This is a genomic window from Bacillus sp. FJAT-28004 (genome assembly GCF_001280845.1).
GTDB lineage: Bacteria > Bacillota > Bacilli > Paenibacillales > Paenibacillaceae > Pristimantibacillus.
Map to the genome: position 1 here is coordinate 2,607,752 of NZ_LGHP01000001.1, position 19,344 is coordinate 2,627,095.

General features: G+C 44.1%; 19 protein-coding genes. 16 read left to right on the forward strand and 3 right to left on the reverse strand.

The features are described from left to right. Positions 1-14 precede the first annotated feature (14 nt). The 8 genes from pucD to AC787_RS11240 all read left to right on the forward strand — a co-directional run bounded on the left by pucD (position 15) and on the right by AC787_RS11240 (position 8,391). The gene (gene pucD / locus AC787_RS11205) at positions 15-2,291 is read left to right on the forward strand and encodes a xanthine dehydrogenase subunit D (RefSeq protein WP_054024861.1); all 2,277 of its coding nucleotides are present in this window, start codon (positions 15-17) and stop codon (positions 2,289-2,291) included. A gap of 6 nt (positions 2,292-2,297) precedes the next feature. Continuing rightward, positions 2,298-2,798 (forward strand): (2Fe-2S)-binding protein, encoded by a 501-nt coding sequence (locus AC787_RS11210; protein WP_054024862.1) that lies wholly within the window; start codon positions 2,298-2,300, stop codon positions 2,796-2,798. Then, a complete protein-coding gene (locus AC787_RS11215; RefSeq protein ID WP_054024863.1) occupies positions 2,795-3,280 on the forward strand; it encodes a nucleoside deaminase in 486 nt (161 codons plus the stop codon). Before AC787_RS11210 ends, AC787_RS11215 begins: the two co-directional genes overlap by 4 nt. Further along, entirely contained in the window at positions 3,277-3,777 is a 501-nt protein-coding gene (gene uraD / locus AC787_RS11220; protein WP_054024864.1) for a 2-oxo-4-hydroxy-4-carboxy-5-ureidoimidazoline decarboxylase, read from the forward strand. The genes AC787_RS11215 and uraD overlap by 4 nt, the downstream gene beginning before the upstream one ends. A 17-nt stretch (positions 3,778-3,794) precedes the next feature. Beyond that, positions 3,795-4,745, forward strand: a complete 951-nt coding sequence (gene pucL / locus AC787_RS11225; RefSeq protein ID WP_054024865.1) for a factor-independent urate hydroxylase — start codon at positions 3,795-3,797, stop codon at positions 4,743-4,745. 6 nt (positions 4,746-4,751) lie between these two features. After that, entirely contained in the window at positions 4,752-5,135 is a 384-nt protein-coding gene (gene uraH, locus AC787_RS11230; protein ID WP_054024866.1) for a hydroxyisourate hydrolase, read from the forward strand. A 66-nt stretch (positions 5,136-5,201) separates the two neighbouring features. Further along, on the forward strand, positions 5,202-6,263 hold the full coding sequence (gene add / locus AC787_RS11235) for an adenosine deaminase (RefSeq protein WP_235560951.1): 1,062 nt from the start codon (positions 5,202-5,204) through the stop codon (positions 6,261-6,263). 307 nt (positions 6,264-6,570) lie between these two features. Continuing rightward, the gene (locus AC787_RS11240) at positions 6,571-8,391 is read left to right on the forward strand and encodes an ABC transporter ATP-binding protein (protein ID WP_268760167.1); all 1,821 of its coding nucleotides are present in this window, start codon (positions 6,571-6,573) and stop codon (positions 8,389-8,391) included. Between the two features lie 120 nt (positions 8,392-8,511). Here the strand turns inward: AC787_RS11240 and AC787_RS11245 are convergent, their stop codons facing one another. After that, the gene (locus AC787_RS11245) at positions 8,512-9,861 is read right to left on the reverse strand and encodes a lytic polysaccharide monooxygenase (protein ID WP_054024868.1); all 1,350 of its coding nucleotides are present in this window, start codon (positions 9,859-9,861) and stop codon (positions 8,512-8,514) included. 666 nt (positions 9,862-10,527) lie between these two features. Then, positions 10,528-11,370, reverse strand: coding sequence for a phytanoyl-CoA dioxygenase family protein (locus AC787_RS11250; RefSeq protein WP_054024869.1), 843 nt, complete (start codon positions 11,368-11,370; stop codon positions 10,528-10,530). Between the two features lie 132 nt (positions 11,371-11,502). Here AC787_RS11250 and AC787_RS11255 point away from each other — a divergent pair, with 132 nt between their 5' ends. The 6 genes from AC787_RS11255 to fabI all read left to right on the forward strand — a co-directional run bounded on the left by AC787_RS11255 (position 11,503) and on the right by fabI (position 15,947). After that, positions 11,503-12,399 carry an AraC family transcriptional regulator gene (locus AC787_RS11255; RefSeq protein ID WP_054024870.1) on the forward strand — a complete coding sequence of 299 codons (897 nt, stop codon included), beginning with the start codon at positions 11,503-11,505 and terminating at the stop codon, positions 12,397-12,399. Between the two features lie 75 nt (positions 12,400-12,474). Beyond that, on the forward strand, positions 12,475-13,014 hold the full coding sequence (locus AC787_RS11260; protein WP_054024871.1) for a hypothetical protein: 540 nt from the start codon (positions 12,475-12,477) through the stop codon (positions 13,012-13,014). Positions 13,015-13,033: 19 nt separating this feature from the next. Continuing rightward, positions 13,034-13,309: a hypothetical protein gene (locus AC787_RS11265; RefSeq protein WP_054024872.1), complete on the forward strand. Its 276-nt coding sequence runs from the start codon at positions 13,034-13,036 to the stop codon at positions 13,307-13,309. A gap of 274 nt (positions 13,310-13,583) precedes the next feature. Beyond that, positions 13,584-14,471 (forward strand): DinB family protein, encoded by an 888-nt coding sequence (locus AC787_RS33200; protein ID WP_054024873.1) that lies wholly within the window; start codon positions 13,584-13,586, stop codon positions 14,469-14,471. Between the two features lie 74 nt (positions 14,472-14,545). After that, positions 14,546-15,136 carry an AAA family ATPase gene (locus tag AC787_RS11275; protein ID WP_054027027.1) on the forward strand — a complete coding sequence of 197 codons (591 nt, stop codon included), beginning with the start codon at positions 14,546-14,548 and terminating at the stop codon, positions 15,134-15,136. 34 nt (positions 15,137-15,170) lie between these two features. After that, entirely contained in the window at positions 15,171-15,947 is a 777-nt protein-coding gene (gene fabI, locus AC787_RS11280) for an enoyl-ACP reductase FabI (protein WP_054024874.1), read from the forward strand. 77 nt (positions 15,948-16,024) lie between these two features. Here the strand turns inward: fabI and nagZ are convergent, their stop codons facing one another. After that, a complete protein-coding gene (nagZ, locus tag AC787_RS11285) occupies positions 16,025-17,281 on the reverse strand; it encodes a beta-N-acetylhexosaminidase (protein ID WP_054024875.1) in 1,257 nt (418 codons plus the stop codon). Between the two features lie 142 nt (positions 17,282-17,423). Here nagZ and AC787_RS11290 point away from each other — a divergent pair, with 142 nt between their 5' ends. After that, positions 17,424-18,623 (forward strand): oxalate decarboxylase family bicupin, encoded by a 1,200-nt coding sequence (locus AC787_RS11290; protein WP_054024876.1) that lies wholly within the window; start codon positions 17,424-17,426, stop codon positions 18,621-18,623. A 145-nt stretch (positions 18,624-18,768) separates the two neighbouring features. Next, positions 18,769-19,317: an NUDIX hydrolase gene (locus AC787_RS11295; protein WP_054024877.1), complete on the forward strand. Its 549-nt coding sequence runs from the start codon at positions 18,769-18,771 to the stop codon at positions 19,315-19,317. Positions 19,318-19,344: the final 27 nt, after the last annotated feature.

A 19,344-nucleotide genomic window follows, 5' to 3' on the forward strand; every position in this document is an offset into this window, starting at 1 on the left:
GAAGGAGTGAGCTTATGCTCTTAAACCGCACAAGCAGTGGAGGAAGATGGCGAATCCGTCCTGATGGACCGGGTAAAGTAACAGGCAGTCTTGCTTATTTAACCGACATGACAAGGGAACATATGCTTTATGGCCTTGTTCTGCGTAGTAGGTATCCTCATGCACGTATTCTTTCCATTCATACGGATAAAGCCAGGCAATTGTCAGGCGTCCATGCCGTGCTTACCTATCAAGATGTCCCCGGATTAAATGCTTTTGGCATTGCGCATCCCGACCAGCCCGTTTTATGCGAGGAGCGGGTGAGATATGTGGGAGATGCGATAGCGACAGTAGCTGCTGAAACCCTTGCAATTGCACAGATAGCCATTGGGCTTATCGAAGTAGAATACGAAGTTTTGCAGTTGGTGGATGATCCCGAACAAGCCCTTCTCGAAGATGCCCCGCTTCTGCATCCAAAAGGAAACGCGATGCACCGGACATCCTTCCACAAAGGGAATACCGAAATTGGGTTCAAGCAATGTGCTTGTATTGTAGAGGAAACCTATTACACGCCGCGCCAAATGCACACGTATATGGAAACGGAAGGCGGCTTGTTTGTGCCGGAGGCGAATAATCGATTAACGGTGTATTCACCAACCCAGCACGGATTTATGGATCGTATGCAATTATCACGTATTTTATCTATACCGCAAGAGGATATTCGAATCGTTTCCAGTCCCATCGGCGGCTCATTTGGCGGAAAAGATGAGCTGAATGTACAGCCTTACGGGGCATTGCTCGCGACCTACACAGGGAAGCCCGTTAAGATGCATAATACCAGGCAGGAATCGGTTCGCGCAGGCTTAAAGCGGCATCCGATGAAAATTACGATGAAAACGGGAACAGACGCGGCAGGCAAATTACTCGCCCATCAAGTCCGTATCATTTCAGATACTGGCCCCTATTCAACACTTGGAGCGGAGGTGCTTAATTTTGCAGTTGAGCATGTCGTCGGTCCTTATAAATACGAGCATTTGAACGTTGAGGGCACATCGGTATTTACGAACAATGGCATGTCCGGGGAATTTCGAGGTTTTGGCGGCAATCAAGCGATCTTCGCGCTTGAGGGACAAATGGATCGATTAGCTGATCAGCTTGGCATAGAGCCTTGGGCATTTCGCGAATTAAATATGCGCCAATTAGAGGATCTTGGGCCATTTGATCAACCTATTGCGATGACAGAAGGGGCCGAGCGAGTATGGAAAGCGCTAGAAAAAAGTGCATTGATGCAGGAGAAATCGCAATATAAGTCACTCAGTGAAGATGGTGAAGAACCTTGGGTGAAAACGGGGATCGGAGCTGCTTTTACGATGCATGGCGCAGGTCTTGGCGTTGGAATTCCTGATCCGGCAGGAGGGCGCTTGGAACTTGCAGCGGACGGTAAAATCGAAGCGGTATTCGGTTATGAGGAATTTGGGCAAGGCCTCATTGCATCACTGGAGCAAATGCTAATCGAGCAGTTCAAGTTTGGTGCGGATGATATACGGATTATTATCGGCGATACCGACATAGTGCCAAACAGCGGCTCAACTACGGCTTCGCGTGCAACGGCTATGATGTGGAAATCGCTGCAAAAGTTAAAGAAGCCATTTACAGAGCAGATGCTAAAGCGGGCAGGAGCAGTGCTAAGTCGTCCGGCTGAAGAGCTGCGAATCAGCGAGGGCGGCATAAGAGAGATTTCAGGTGAAGCTTTGCTGCTTCCTTATGAAGAACTGGCAAAGGCTGATGATTCCCTTATTCACTGTGAAACCTCTTTTTCATTTCCCACATCACCAACTGAACGAGTAGGCGCTCATTTCATGTATACCTACTCGGCCGTTGCCGTTAAGGTAGAGCTTAATACGTTGACTGGGCGAGTCAAGGTGCTGCAGCAATATCACGTCGTAGCCGCTGGACCTGTCATAAATCCACAAGGCTTCCTCGGTCAAATCGAAGGCGGCAGCAGTATGGCACTTGGTTTTACGCTAATGGAAGATGCGATTATGGAAAAAGGTCATTATATCACTCGAAATTTGGATACGTATCTTGTTCCAACGATCATCGATCAAAACGGGTTAGTGGAGGTCGAGGCCATTGAGCATTTGCCCGAGGGCGACGATTATGGTCCACGAGGTATAGGGGAGGTTGGATCGGTTACACTGGCGCCAGCTATCGCAGCTGCTATACGGCAGGCTTGTGGCAAGTGGGTAACGAAGCTGCCGGTAGAACCCGCTTTTTTGCAAGAAACACCATTTTTTCTAATGAAGGAGTGAACGGAGATGAGCGATCAAACAGCTAAAGTTCAAACGCCGTTTGCACTCCAATGCTTCATTAATGAACAGGAGCTTAAGATTGAAACGGCAGCTTCAACCAGATTGCTGAACATTTTGCGTGATGACTTGGCGCTCACTGGGACGAAGCGTTCTTGTGATATCGGCAGATGTGGTGCATGTATGGTGCTGATAGATGGTCAGGCAGTCAATTCTTGTTTAGCGATGGCTTATCAATGCACAGGTAAACGAATCATGACGATAGAAGGTGTTTCAGCAGACGGGATCGATCCGATTGGGCAAGCATTTCTAGAGGAAGGCGGTTTTCAATGCGGCTATTGTACACCGGGAATGATCGTTTCAGTTAAAGCACTGCTCGACCACCATCCAGAGCCGTCGGATGATGAAATTGCGGAAGCCTTATCCGGTAATTTATGCCGTTGTACCGGCTATGGCGGAATATGGAGAGCTGTGAAACGAGCCATTGAAGGGAGGCGACAAGCGATATGAAAGAGTGGCATAAGCATATCTATTATTTGTTAGAGAGTATTGAAGTATCTAGGAAGGCCAGAGAATCCGGCAATACACCATTTGGCGCAATTCTAGTTAATTCAGAAGGCGAGATCGTCCTTGAGCAAGGGAATGTGGAGATCACGCAATCGAACTGCACAGGGCACGCTGAGCGAACGTTGATGGAAGCAGCCTCCAAACGATTCAATAAAAATGAGCTTTGGCATTATACCCTCTATACGACGGCAGAGCCTTGTGCGATGTGTGCAGGTTCGATCTATTGGGGGAATGTAGGAACAGTCGTTTTCGGCATTTCAGAGAAACGTTTGGCAGAACTGACTGGGGATGATGAACAAAACTTGACGCTGGATTTACCTTGTCGGGTCGTATTCGCACAGGGACGCAAGCCCATTCAAGTTGTTGGTCCTTTCCCTGAAGTGGAGGATGCAGTGATTACGATTCACGAGGGGTACTGGAAATGAAATTAAACATGGATCAAATAAATGCATGCACACGTGAGCAGTTTGTTGAACTGCTTGGAACGATTTTTGAGCATTCGCCATGGGTGGCTGCATCCGCAAGCGGCGCTCGTCCATTTGCTTCAGTCGAAGCGCTTCATGATGCCATGATTAATGTCGTGCGGGAATCAACAGTAGAGACGATTATTGATTTATTCCGCGCTCATCCAGATCTTGGAACCCGCCTTGCGGTTGCTGAATATTCCGCGCTCGAGCAGCAGGGAGCTGGATTAGATCAATTAACGGCAGATGAATATGAGCTCTTTCATGGATTAAATCAAACGTATGTGAAATCCTTTGGTTTTCCCTTTATACTCGCGGTGAGAGGAAAGAAAAAGGAGGATATACTCGCTTCGATGGAATCGAGATTATGGCATACAGCTAGTGAGGAAATGGAGCAGGCATTGCGAGAAATTGAGAGAATTTCCGAATTTCGTTTGAGAGATCTCATCATGGAGTAGAGAAAGGACCGATCATTATGCTAAAATTACGCAGCGGACGAACATTATATTATGGCAAAGGCGATGTGCTGAGCTATCGGACATACGCGACACCGCTCTCTGTCAAATCGATCCCGCAATCCACATATACGGGTGATCCCAATGTTATTTTTGCTCATAACATTACCTTCTCTGTGAGCAGCGAGGTACTGCTTACCTCCTTTACTGAAGGGGACAATACGCAGGTCGTAGCTACGGACTCCATGAAAAATTTTATTTTACGGCAAACTGCAAATTATGAAGGAAGTACGACAGAGGGACTGCTAGCCTTCATAAGCGAGCGATTTATGGAGCGTTATTCACATGTCGATGCGATTGAGATTAGTGCTGATCGGCTGCCTTTTAATGCTGTTACGATTGCCGAAGGCAGCAGTTGGAATGATAGCCAGCTTGTCTTTCGAAGGTCGCACAACGAGCATGCCAGCGCTTCGCAAAAATGGATACGTACAGCTAATAGCTTAGAACTCGCTGAACAAGAAAGCACTTTGTCCCATATTCAGCTTATTAAGGTGAGGGGCAGCTCGTTCTACGGATTTGTTCGTGATGAATATACGACTTTGCCCGAAAGCTATGATCGTCCTTTATTTATTTTCCTTCATATTTTTTGGACTTATGAACATGCAGAGGATGCATTGGACAGTAAGCGCGGAAATTATGTTCCATCTGAGCAGGTTCATGATCTAGCCCATACGTTGTTCCACCTTGCAAACTCACCTTCCATTCAATATTTAATCTGTCAAATTGGAAAAAGCATTCTTACGACCTTCCCGCAGCTGTCTGAGGTTCGCTTCGAATCGAACAATCGGACATGGGAGACTGTAATGGAGCCTGAGCATTCAGCAGCTGCTGGCGTGTTTACTGAGCCTCGTCCGCCTTATGGCTTCCAAGGATTTACCCTTACGAGGGCGGATCTGATTGAGGGGGAGTGAGTCTTCGTGAGCGGAAAAGTTACGACGCATGTTCTAGATCTTGCTGCAGGCAAACCTGTAGTAGGCATATCGATTGAGCTATGGTATCTGGGTGAGGAGTGCGTGAGAGCGGAAGCGGCGCATGAACCGAGGTTCATCGGCGCTTATCGGACGAATGAAGACGGACGTGTAGATGAGCCATTGTTAGAGGGAGAAAATATTCAAAGCGGAATATATGAGATCATATTTGCAGCCGGTGAATTCTTTCGGAGAACGGCATATTTGTCAGCGATATCAGAGAGTATATTCGATAAGATTCCGATCCGGTTCCGTATTCACGATAAGAGCTCGCACTATCACGTTCCATTATTAGTTGCTCCTGGTGGTTACAGCACGTATCGCGGAAGCTAGAAGTATTTCAGGCATGTATACAAACGATCAGGAAAGTGTATGAATATACCGAAAGGGGATTTGACGATGGCGTTAATGAATGAACAATCTGCAGCTATGACAACGTTATTGTCGCAGCTGCCAAAGGTCGATTTACATGTTCATCTAGATGGGAGTATAAAACCTGAGACCATTAGAGAGCTGGCTATTGAACAAGGAAATCCATTGCAGATAGACTCGGAGCCAGAACTTCTATCTCACATGCAGGTGGGAGAAACTTGCGAGAGCTTGAAGGAGTATTTGGATAAGTTTGGCTTTGTTTTGCCTTATTTGCAAACAGGGGCAGCATTAGAGCGAGTCGCTTATGAGTTAGTTGAGCAAGCTGCAAACGAAAAGGTAAGCTATATCGAGGTGCGTTTTGCTCCCCAGCTGCATCGCATGCAAGGTTTATCCAATCATGATGTCATAGAGCATGTGTTAAATGGATTGAAGCGCGGCGAGCAAGCATTTGGTACCATTGCTAGAGCGATCATTATTTGTATGAGGCATCATTCCTATGCGTTGAATACGGACGTTGTTCAAGAAGCAGCGCGATTTTATAAAAAAGGAGTCGTTGCTGTCGATTTGGCTGGTGACGAGGCAGGATTTCCCGCCAAGCTGTTCCTGCAGCTTTTTGAGGAGGCACAGCAGCTTAGGCTGCCGATTACGATCCATGCGGGAGAAGCGGCTGGTGCGGAAAACGTCCGAGTCGCGATTACGGGTTTAGGTGCTGTACGTATCGGTCACGGCGTTCGAATGCTGGAGGACCCAGAGGTAGTTGCGCTCGTTCGGGAAAGGCAAATACCTTTGGAGATGTGCCCTCTGAGCAACATACAGACGAAAGCTGTTGCAAGCTGGGACGCGTATCCTATTCGCCGTTATTTGGACGATGGTATCGTTGTTACTGTAAATACAGACAACAGGACCGTTTCGGATACGACGATTCAAAAGGAATACGTGCTGCTAGCTGAGCATTGTGGCTTAACGATGAATGATATCGCCAAAATCGTGATGAACGGCGCAAAGGCTGCCTTTCTAGAGGAAGCGGAAAAACGTTTACTGATCGCCAATATGGAAACGGAATGGGCAGCAAAGGGGTTTCTTGTTTAGCGTAATGGGTGTGTATATTGTAAGGACGAAGGCTTCACGTTGGATAGAGACGTGGAGCCTTCATTTTTGTTCCTAAATCCTTGAATTTATTGAAAATGTTTCATCTGAGCATAAGCAGATAGTTATTACTCCCGATCCCAACCATTTTCTGCTATATCCTGTGCACCTTGGTCTTTGTAATCCCTTACATCATGAACTAAGATGGAAAAAGTTATTAATTGTGTGATCGGGAGGGATTCACATTAGTCCAGTTAAACGATATTTGCTATGGGCAAAACCATACTGGTGGTCGATAGGACTTATCATTTTGTTAGGCATGGTTCAATTTGTCGCACCTCTTTCAACACCCATTTATACGCAAATTTTACTCGACGATGTACTTGCAGGTAAAGGCGACTGGGGGCTTTATCAAATTGTAGGCATCATGGCTATTATTTTATTTTTCGGAGTTATTGTCAGTTTTTTTAGAAATTACTTCTCAGCGATGCTGGGCAATCGCATGATGAAGGATCTTCGTGAGCAGTTGTATCATCATTTGCAAAAAATGCCCGTAAGCTTCTATGACCAGAGACAGGTGGGGGGTATTTCCTCTAGAGTCATTCATGACATCGGGGGGGCTCAAAACTTGATTGGCGGGGGCATCATTAATCTTGTTCTCGATTTGTTTATGGTGCTTTTCGCTGGATTTCTGTTATTTCGGATGAATGTTTACTTAGCAACGCTTTCTCTTATCATCTTGCCTTTCTATTACCTGTCCTTTACGAACATGAATGTGCATATTCGACTAGCATGGCGTTCAGTCCATCGGCAGATGGAGCGAATCTCGGGTACGCTTGTAGAGCGCATGGCGGGAATTCGGATCGTGCAAGCATTTAACGGCGAAAGACAGGAGCGGGCCCGGTTTGGCAAGCAGACAAAACAGCATTATAACCATACGGTGTACGCCCATTTATTCTCAAACGTACTTGGAAGGCTTAGTGAATCGTTTGCCCACATAGGTGGGATTATCATTTGGCTTGGCGGGGGAAGTTTAGTGCTTGCCGGTAAAATGACAGCAGGTGAAATAATCGCTTTTCAGTTGCTGCTGGGTAATCTCTATGGACCCATACAACGATTCGCGGATGTCAATGTCACCATTCAAAACTCGATTACGAATATAGAACGGGTATTTGAAATGCTTGATGAGAAACCGTCGATCAAGGAGGCCGATAATGCGCTTCCTATGCCAACTTGTGCAGGGCATGTCGTTTTTGTTAATGTTTCTTATAACTATAAAACGCGAAATGTGATTCCGGCGCAGACCGTTAACGGTACCGAGGACACGGATATCATTGAACGTGAAAAAGCAACAAAACGGTTCTACTGGAAGCCGACGAATGTACATCCATTCCCGCCGGAAGTAACGATTGAAGAACGACAAGGCATTAAGGATATTACGTTTGAAGCGCGATCTGGCGAAGTTATTGCCCTTGTAGGACCGAGCGGCGCGGGCAAATCGACGTTGATCAACCTAATCCCGCGATTTTATGAACCGGTCGAAGGTGCGGTTTTTATTGACGGCATCGATATACGCGAATACAACTTGGATGATTTGCGAAAGCATATTGCTTTGGTATTGCAGGAAAACATTCTTTTCTCCGGAACGATCAGGGATAATCTGGTTTATGGACGTCCAGATGCGACGGATAGTGACGTGATTGAAGCCGCAAAGGCAGCAAACGCTCATGATTTTATCATCACGTTTAAGGACGGATATGAAGCGGTAATCGGCGAAAGAGGAATGCGATTATCTGGCGGGCAGAAGCAAAGGCTGGCGATAGCGAGAGCGATTCTTAAGGATCCCAAAATATTAATTTTGGACGAAGCAACATCCGCCCTTGATTCCGAATCGGAAGCTATGGTAACAGAGGCGCTCGAGCGCCTCATGGTTGGTAGAACAACATTCGTAATTGCCCACCGTTTAGCTACCGTTGTTCGCGCCAATCAGATATTGGTCATTGATGATGGAGAAATCGTGCAAAGAGGAAGCCATCGCACGCTGCTTCGCGAAGGTGGACTTTATCGCAAATTGTATGAACAGCAATTGAAAGCGATGAAGCCTGAAGAAATGACAGGTTTGGCTCAATAAAGAAAAGTAAGATGGGGCTGTCACACAAGGTCTAATTGACCTTGAGGGACAGCCTTATTATTTTGAGGTTTCTATTTTTCTAATTCTTGGTATGAAACAACGATGCTCAAGAGGCTCGTACTATTTCAAAAGCCAGAGAGCAGGAACATTTGCAGGCTCCCAGCCTACAAGCGAGGTATGAGACTGACGACACTCATATGTGGAGCCATTGTATGAAACGAGTGTACCTGTAGTGTAAGCTGTATTGGCTGTCCAAGGAGTAGCTGACGAAGCGGCAGCAGTCGTTCCAGTAATCGAGCTTGCAGCGGAAACATTGCCGGCAGCGTCGATTGCTTGAACATTGAATGTATAAGCTGTGCTTGCGCTAAGTCCTGTAACCGTGTAGGAAGTGGCAGTGCCGGCTACAGTCGTTACTAATGTTGTGCCGTTATAAATACGGTAGCCTGTTACACCTACATTATCGGTTGATGCATTCCACATGAGCATTAAGCTGCTGGCCGTTGGCGCACCCATAACGTGAAGCGAACCTGGTGCAGTCGGTGCTTGTGTATCATTGCCGATAGGGGCGTTCGTCGTAACCGATAGGGAGTTGCTTGCACTCGATTCATTGCCGGCATTGTCGATCGCCTTGACGTTGAACGTGTAAGCAGTGTTCGCTGCTAATCCGGTTACATTGTAAGCGGGAGTAGTTCCAGATACGGATCCCGCTAATGTAGTTCCATTATATATCCGGTATCCGGTAACACCTACATTGTCTGTCGAAGCATTCCATGCCAAGGAGACGCTGTTTGTTGTTTTTGCTGTAGAGATAAGAGTGGAAGGTGCAGTTGGCGCTTGAGTGTCAACAGGATTACTACCGCTGAAGTTTACGTCAATGACATTGTAGAAAGCGTTTACCGTGTCAGCGACTTCCCAAACAGCCAAAATGATATGATACCCGCTGCGTTCAGGTACGTTGCAACTGTTCGAATAGGAGAATGGAGGCTGCGCGCCGCCATAATTAACAGAGCAAAATGGCGTTAAGTCGAAAGAATCGCGAGTAAGTGCTGCATTTGGATTCCAATTTGGTTTCGTTATATAGTATTTCCAGCTAGCTGTTGCATGATTAGCAGTCAGCTTCCAAGTAAATGTATTTGGACCGGAAGACATATTCACTTTCGACCAGCGAGTCGCTGATTGTTCATCAAGCTTAGGAAAAGCGCCATTTGCGCTAGCTATTTTACCGTCAGCAGGCCCTGCTGCTGGGAAACCCTTTGGTGCTTCAAGACTTTGAGGCTCATAAACGATTGGACCACAATCCGTATTCTGACCAGACTTACAGAGCGCAGCGCGGCTTGCGGGCCCTTCAACATAACCATGTGCAAAAAGCTGTTGCGAGAAAAGCGTCAAACCTAGAGCAGTAATAAGTAGAATTCCGATGTAAGTACGCAGATGTTTCACCGTTAAATGTGATAAACGAATAGTAGACAATGCAGTAGCCTCCTTCAAATTTGGGGGAGATAGTATTGCCGTCACGTCTAAGAGTTTGAATGAGCAACTCTTATTCGCTTCGTGTTACATTTGAGTAAACGCGTGAGAACAAAACCTCCTTTTCTTAGAGATTTTATATATAAACTCCGAAGAGTTCATATCCAGATTATTTTGTGTAATCTGCGATGACCAAAAGGGTAAATGGATCAAACCGTCTGATGAAAGGCTAAATCGTTTTAGGAGGTTATTACGGGTGTTTAGGGGGACAAATGTATAATTTCTATTGGGCTGAACTCAGTGTACTACATTATTGCGACAATTATGAGTGTATTTTGGAGCATTTAATCAAACTTTTGATTAAATCTCACAAATAAAGGATTAAAACAATGATAAAATGACGCTTATACCGCGTGTTTAAAGGCTTTTCAAATGATTTATGCAAGGTATTATTATCATTTTTGAGTTGATTTTGAAAGAAGTTATAGGACTTTTGATAGGATAAAAATCTCTTTTACTGAAAAATATGGATAATGAGGACTGAATACGAAAATAAAGAGTTATAAATGGGGAATGGAATGGAGGCTAAAAGGAGCACTACGAAGAAACCCCGATGATCCTTCATCGGGGTTTTGTTCAGTTTACATCTATTCTATTTGTAAAAACAGTTTATTTTATAGCTGTATTAGCTGTGCTATAAACAACAGGGAAATGCTCTCCAGCTAGAATGTCACCCTCATTGACCGTTACATAAGGTACCATGGGATGGTTGTTTGTTGGGGAATAGATGGTGTGGCCAGGCATGTAATGAACGGCGATGGCTCTTCGTTTAAGCTCGGAACGATTGTTTGGGCTGCCATGCCAAGTGAGGCTGTGATGGTATCCGACCTGCCCTTTTTTGATCTCGAACGGTACAGCTTCTACGACTGCGCCTTCCGGCAGCAATTCGGGCTTGCGATGGTATGGCTTGAAGTCAGGTGTACTTGCCAAATATTTTTGATGGTCTCCCCACTTATGACTGCCAGGAACCATCCACATGCAGCCGTTTTCGATGACAGCATCGTCAAGAGCAACCCAGGCGCTAACGAGATCAGCAGGCTGGATAACCGGCCATAACGGATGATCTTGATGCCATGGCGTCGGTCCACCTGTTACTGGCGGTTTATACTGAATCTGATCATGCCAGACGCGCAGCGTATCGGTTTTGCATAATTGTGCTACCTCTTCGCATATGACCGAATGTCCGGCATGCTGCAAATAAGCATCACTTGCCATCCATATATTTACGATTTGGACAACCTTTTCACTGACGCTCATTTTCATGCCTTTGTATAAGGATTCAGCTTCTTCTTGACGCATATTATGGTTTAGAACCGGTTTCTTGACCGCTTTTCCTTCCATAACCAAATCTAGTTCCTCGCGTAATCGTTCTACCTCAGCATCGTTTAAAATGACATTACCTTTTAAAAAACCATTTTTCTCGAACTCAGACAACTGCGCAGCATTCAACATGTTCTTGCACCTCTCCTCAAGCTTGATTATGATTGTTGATAACCTAATCATAATGAAAGCGTGGAACATTGTATTTTCCTAAATCAATGAATCATTTGTGTTTTTCTTATAATCAGGTGAGAAGGAGGGCATATGTCTATTATCGAGCTTGAAAAAATTGCACCTACTGTTAACTTTGCCGTTAGGCAGACGGCGGAAGCAGGCGAGAACTGGGGAATTCGAGTTATTCCCGACTGCCAAATCATGAACGTTATTACGGGTAGTGCCGAGCTATATATAAATAATGAAACGTATACGATAAGGCCAGGAGAATGTGTCTACTACGGACCCGATTGTCAAACCTATTTGAAAGCAACGGAGAAAACAGACTTCTACAGCATTCATTTCAACTGGCAGCAAATCTCTCCCGAGCCTGTGCATCCTAGTCTTGGTATACGATTTTTCAATTCATGGCCGCCACTTGGCGTTTCAAACAACCCGGTACTGGTTAGCGGTACGGCAACCCAGCTGCTTATGCCAACATTGTTTGAAGTACCTGGGCTGGAAGCGATATGGACAAGAATGGTCAAGGAATATAAAGGGGAGCAGCCTGGCTATACGATGGCTCTTCGTGCCTTAATGATGCAGGCAATCACCGTTATCTACCGACATATGCTTGAAGGAAGTCTGACTACGAACGTTAATCGAAAAATAGAAGCTGCCATTCAAGCGATGCAGCTGCAGCCTGATTACAATTGGTCGGTCGCGGAGCTTGCCGCATTATGCGGTTATCATCCCATTCATTTCTCTAAATTGTTCAAAGAAGAGGCGGGCCTTACGCCTAAGCATTTCATTATTAGAGAACGGATTAAGCGAGCGAAGCAGGCACTTCTTCTGGGGGAAAAAATGGAGTCGCTTTCTATAAGGCTTGGTTTCAAGAGCATTCATTATTTCAGCCATCAGTTCAAGGAAGTAACTGGACTTACACCGTCACAATATCGCATGAATGGACAGTCTAAGATGACATCTAATTACGAGAAGGAAGATTGATGTTTCGAAATAACCCTATTGTTGTTATACTGGTTGGATATTTATTTTTACGTACAATGTGAAGGTGGAGATAGAATGGTAGACACGAATAGTCGTGCACAAGAGTTATTCACTGCCTACTACGGCAATTATTTTCAAATGCATCGCGATTGTAAATTAGAGGAGTACAAGTCCTACGAGATTACGAAAGAAACCGAAACAGAATGGTACGAGGCTATGATTGCCAAAACCGCAAGTGAGTTGTCGATAAGAAATTGGGACGCTGTTCTTGTGCTGTTGTCGATAGCCAAAAACTATTCAGATACGATAATATTAGATCATGTCATTGCTTTCGCTAATCGCCATGTCAAGTCGTCCGATAGTATCGTAAAGCTGATGTATGCTGAAAATATGATTGAAATGATAAAACTAGTTAGAAGTAAAGCGAGTACCGATCTTCTTCATCAAGCCTATAAATCAGCCGCTCAACTTTTGGATGACGTCATGTCGAGCCCATTAATTATCGATCCAGGCCATGATCTAAAGTTGTTAAACGTAAAGGACAAAAAGTCTATGAATCATAGAGCAGCAAAAAATATTGACACCATAAGGGAAATGCTTGCTGCGGATCAATAAGCTATATTTGGAGGTAGAGATGAAAAAGAATAAATGGCTGGCGCCCTTCGGAATCGTAATATTGCTTCTGTTTGCATTAGCATTATGGAATTCCTACTCGCATTTAACAGGAGCGCAGGTAAAGGTGATTGAGGTTCACGAGACTGAAATCAAAATTCAGGATGCTGGTGGAAAACAGGACACGATTCAAATTCCTAAAGGCATCCATAAGTTAATTGAAGTGGATCATGAATATTATGTTAATTACGAACATCGAAAATGGGAAAGGCCCACACTTGTTTCCATTGAGCCTTAATACAGCACGATAATATTAGATGGATTGCTCGCTACTTGCCAGCAATCCTTTTTTATTTGTTCATTGAGATTGTTTTGCTGCTGTAAAATTTTGTTGCATTGATCGTGTGGTTTATGTCACGATTCATAGAGACCTATCTTTATTTCCCAGTTAAAAGAGCGAGAGAGGGGTAATTTATGAATGACATATTTTGCTGAGAAGCGATTGCATCACATTTGTCGTCCTAAAGATAGGATAAGTTGTGCTCTGACAACAAAATAGAGGAGTTGAACAAATGAATCTAAAACCAATCAAGTCCATTTATATGGGGCTTCTGACAAGCTTCGTATTTTTTATGAATGCCGTTATTCAATTTATAAACATTTATGTGAATGATGGCCCTGAGGCTTTAGGATTCTTTTTCTTCCTTGCAGCATTTGTAATGATTGTTTTCTTTATTGTATACATCGTTGATATATTCAATAAAAATCATCAAATTATCCGCACAAAAATGATTAGTAAGCATAAAAATATCATTTATGTATTATGTGAGAATGGCAAGGTTAAGCGAATTAGAATCATCTTTCCTGAGATTTTAAATGAGTTAGTACCTGGGCAGCAGCTCGAAATCACATTGTCATCCGTCCTCTCGATACCCCTTCATATTAATACGGTAGACAGATCTATTGACGAGCATTTGAAAAACCAATTCGTCAAAAGCTATCATCATATCGCTTGGGCTAACGTTCAAGTTATTAAAGCGTTGAAGATGAGTGAGCTTCCTTTGGAGAAACCATTAACCTTGCTTAGTCATGTACTTGCCGCAGAGAAGGTATGGCTGACCCGTATAAATGGAAATGATAGTGCTGCGATTCCGATTTGGCCGACGCACACCCTTGAACAATGTGAACGCATTGCTGAGCTAAATAAACTGGATTATGAAACATTGTTTTCAAAGCTAGGTGAAGTGGATTATGAGAACGAAGTATCCTATTCAGACAGTAAAGGAAACCCGTTCAACACAAAAATAAGTGATATACTTACGCAAGTTTTTTTGCATGGCAGCTACCATCGCGGACAAATTGCTTTATTGCTTAGACAAGCAGGAGCAGAACCAATAAATACAGATTACATTACATACGAGAGACAGGTAGCTTTGAACGAAAAAGAGTCCCAATTTTGAAATAGAAGTTGAATATGGCTAAGCGAATCGTTAGTATAGAACAAAGATATGAGATTGATGTCGAGGTGACAGTCATGATTATATGGATTAATGGCGCTTTTGGCGCAGGAAAGACTCAGACTGCGTATGATTTGCATAAAAGAGCGGAACATTCATTTCTATACGATCCGGAGAACGCTGGTTATTTTATTAGGAAAAACACACCGCGTTCGACTCATACGAGTGATTTTCAAGATAATCCGATGTGGCGTGACTTTAATTATGCGATGCTGAAGCATCTTGATGAAACCTATGAAGGCATCATTATCGTACCGATGACAGTCGTAAATCCTCAATATTTTGAGGAAATCGTTGGTCGCCTGCGAAGTGACGGGGTAGCTGTACTTCATTATGCTCTGTGTGCAACGGAAGAAACATTAATAAAACGACTTCGAGGCAGAGGCGAGCGAAAAAACTCATGGCCGGAGCAGCAAATAACAAGATGTGTGGCAGCTCTTTCGGATGAAAGGTTTGGCCACCATTTGCAAACAGAACATTCGTCCATCCTGGATAATGTGGAGCAAATTGCTTCGCTGTCGAATATCAAATTGTTGCCGGACCATAGAAGCTCATTAAAAAGATCGTTTGACCGTGTTATCACGCAGGTGAAGCAAATTCGATTTTGAAAAAAAGAACTCAGGATTAACTAGGAGGAACATCATGTCTAACTTAATGAACAACAAGGTAATCGTTATTATGGGTGTAGCCAATGAACGCAGTATTGCTTGGGGAGTGGCCAAATCGCTGCATAACCAAGGGGCAAAGCTAATCTTCACGTATCGTAAAGAAAGATCTTTGGAGAAACTCAAAAAACTATTGGAGCAGCATCAAATGGAAGCTTTGCAAACCGTTTCCTGCGATGTGCTTGATGACAACAGTGTTATCGAGGCGTTTAAACAATTGGAGCAGCAGGTTGGCGTAATTCATGGAGTGGTGCATTCCGTCGCGTTTGCCGATAAGGATGAGCTGCAAGGGGAATATTTGGATACGACGAGAGAGGGTTATCTGCTTGCGCAAAACTCTAGCTCCTATTCGCTAGTAGCCGTTGCGCGTGAAGCGAAGAAGCTTATGACCGAAGGCGGCAGTATCGTTACTCAAACGTATATCGGTGCTGAGCGAGTGGTGAAAAACTATAATGTAATGGGCGTCGCGAAAGCAGCTCTTGAAGCCAGCGTCATGTATCTTGCTGAGGATCTGGGCAAATACGGCATTCGCGTGAACGCGGTATCTGCAGGCCCTATCCGGACGCTTGCTGCAAAAGGCGTTTCGGGCTTTAATGACATTATGTCTACGATCGAAGATAGAGCGCCGCTTCGTCGTAATATTGATCAGGATGAAGTTGGCGATGCAACAATGTTCCTGCTTAGCCAGTTGTCCAGAGGAATCACAGGGGAAGTGCTCCATGTTGATGCCGGTTATCACATTCTTGCTTTGTAATTAGCTGAAAATGAAAAGGGCTCAGATCTCTCAACGAGGTCTGAGCTTTTTTAATTGGGTAGATTAGTCTTATAAACTTAATTTCTTTGGAGAGCGGCTTCTATTTGAAGATTAACAGCTTTTACATCAATGGATGGCAAAATTTTATCTTCAAGCTTATATTTTTCTTTTAATCGTAAAATACGATAAACGCTATTATCCAGCATATCCCTCGAAATGACTCCGTCTCGCACATTTTTTTTCAGAGCTTGGAGGACTGATATTTGCGTTTTATAATCATGTCCGATGAGGATAATATCACTTCCAGCCAGTATCGATGTGACCGCGGCTTTCCCGACATCAAAATGCTCTGTTATGCCTCCCATGGTCATATCATCCGTCATCACGACTCCCTCATAGCCCAGTTCCTCACGCAGCAACTTTGTAATTAGCTTTTTGGAAAGGGATGCTGGGTAGTCTTTATCAATCTTTGGAATTAACAAATGGGCAATCATAATCGCATCGGTATCCTGTTGGATCGCTTCTTCGAAAGGAAGCAGCTCAAACGCCTTTAGCTCTTCCAAGGATTTGTTCACGACTGGCAAATCAAGATGAGAATCGACCGAAGTATCGCCATGACCAGGAAAATGCTTAACGACTGCAGCCACCTGCTTAGACTGAATGGCTTTCATCGTTTCAATGCCGTGTTTGATGACTGTTTCTGCGTCTGTGCCGTAGGAGCGATTGCCGATGACTGGATTTTTTGCATTGCTGTTAATATCTAATACAGGAGCAAAATCCATATTAAATCCGAGTGAGCGTACTTCTTCACCTAGAGCTTGTCCAATTTGATTCGTGTAATCTGTATTGCCTACTTTACCAACTTCAGAAGCGGGTGGAAGCTTAATGAATTCCGCAGGCATACGATTGACTTTACCGCCCTCTTGATCGAGACTCAGCCATAGCGGTGTTTGATTTTGTTGATTTGTTTCTTTAAGCTGATTTAGCAGTTTTAAGATTTGCGCTGCATCGTTCATATTATCCTTATACAAAATAAACCCGCCAACCCGATATTTTTCAATCAGTTCTTTTGCCTGCTTTTGCACCGAGATTCCTTCAATACCTACGATCACCATTTGGCCGATCTTCTCATCTAAAGTCATGTTTGCAATTTGTTGTTTGAGCGAATCACTATGTTCAGGTGATTCGTCTGTTGGCATTGGGCTAGGCTTAATTGATGGCTGTACACTGGGACTTATAGCCGGGCTTGGTGACGGAGTTACTGCTGTGTTATTCGTGCCGCAACTTGAACAAATGATTAAAAGTGTTAGTATCGTAACTGCTTTTTTTATCATCGTAAATTCCTCCTCGTTGCATGATCACCTATTTTGGAGCCATATATGCCTGCTGAATAATTGAATATTCCTCATTTTCCCATCATAAGCTGTATAGGTTATGAAAGCTACTAGACAAATGATAATGTCGAGGAGGACAATTATGGAGGATCGGCCTCAAGATCCAATGAGCAGCGCAATTATCCCACAGCCAATAAGACAAAGTGATGGAGCGGGAAATGTTGACAAAGGTCCTCGTGACATCATGCGTGATATTGAAAATCCGAATATGCTCGTGCCCCCTGTTACCGATTCGGGTTTGCTTCCTAATTTGAAATTTTCTTTTTCGGATACACATATGCAATTAAATAAAGGCGGCTGGTCTCGCGAGATTACTGTTCGAGATTTACCGATCGCAACAACTCTCGCGGGTGTCAACATGAGCCTAACAGCAGGCGGCGTTCGAGAAATGCACTGGCATCAGCAAGCAGAATGGGCCTATATGCTGCTCGGCCATGCGCGAATTACATCTGTCGATCAAGCTGGGCGCAATATGATTGCTGACATCGGTGAGGGAGATCTATGGTATTTTCCAGCTGGTATTCCTCATTCCATACAGGGGCTTGAGGGCGGCTGCGAATTTTTGCTTGTTTTTGATGACGGGAGTTTCTCAGATCTTAGTACATTATCAATATCAGATTGGTTTGCACATACGCCAAAGGACGTATTGTCAGCGAATTTTGGCGTTCCGGAAAGTGCGTTTCAACATATTCCTTCCGATCAGGTTTATATTTATCAAGATAAGGTGCCCGGGTCACTTGAGAGTCAAAAGGTTCAATCTCCATATGGTACGATTCCTGTTAGCTTTACACATCGCTTGCTAGCTCAGCCTCCGATTAAGACGTCTGGTGGAAGTGTGCGGATTGTGGATTCATCGAACTTTCCCATTTCGAAAACGATTGCTGCCGCCCTTGTAGAGGTGCTGCCAGGGGGAATGAGAGAGCTTCACTGGCATCCTAACAATGATGAGTGGCAATATTACCTTGCTGGACAGGGGCGTATGACCGTATTTGCTGGAAACGGGATCGCTCGTACTTTTGATTATCGTGCAGGCGACGTTGGTTATGTACCATTTGCTAATGGACATTATATCCAAAATACGGGCAGTCAATCATTATGGTTTTTGGAGATGTTCAAGAGTGATCGTTTTGTAGATGTGTCGTTAAACCAGTGGATGGCTTTAACTCCGCGTGAGCTGGTTGAGCATAATTTGAATGTTGGACCTGAGCTGCTTGATGCTCTTCGCAAAGAGAAGTGGCCTGTCGTGAAATATCCAGGTTATTCATATAAACCAAATAAATAGATGATAAGACAAAGAAGATTTTCAAAAAAGTGCATTAGGGCTTTTTGGGAAGTCTTCTTAATTTTGCGGACTGGTTCTCTTCTAAATCAGCAATGTGGTAAAGTATATTCATACGAGAACGACACTTTCATAGGAGAACGATAAGATGCTGAAATATAATATTTGCTTTATCAAGCGCGGGAATGAAATATTATTGCTTAATCGAGAGAAGGCCAGTTGGATGGGCTGCTGGAATGGGATTGGCGGGAAGCTTGAACCACAGGAGACTCCGCGAGATGCAATGATTAGAGAGATCGAAGAAGAAACAGGGATTAGTCAGTATGATTTGCAATTTAAAGGATTAGTTACGTGGACTGGCGATGATTTTGATTTTGGCGGTATGTATGCGTATATTGCAGAAGTACCAGCAAGCTTCGATTATGAGACACCTAAGAAAACAGATGAAGGTATTTTAGATTGGAAAACAATCGATTGGATTATGGACAATAACAATGTCGGCATCGTGTCCAATATCCCATTGACGCTGCCTATGATGCTGAATGAAGCTGCTAGCTATGATCATCATTGTGTTTATAAAAACGGGAAATTAATTGACTTGATTCATAAAGAGGTTTCTTCAAGCATCGAATCGGACTCTATTTGTAGAGAGCTATATTTGAGCAATTACGCGACGAAGCAAGAGGCGCTTAGCTGAAGGATTAATTCTAGAGAGGATGAGTCG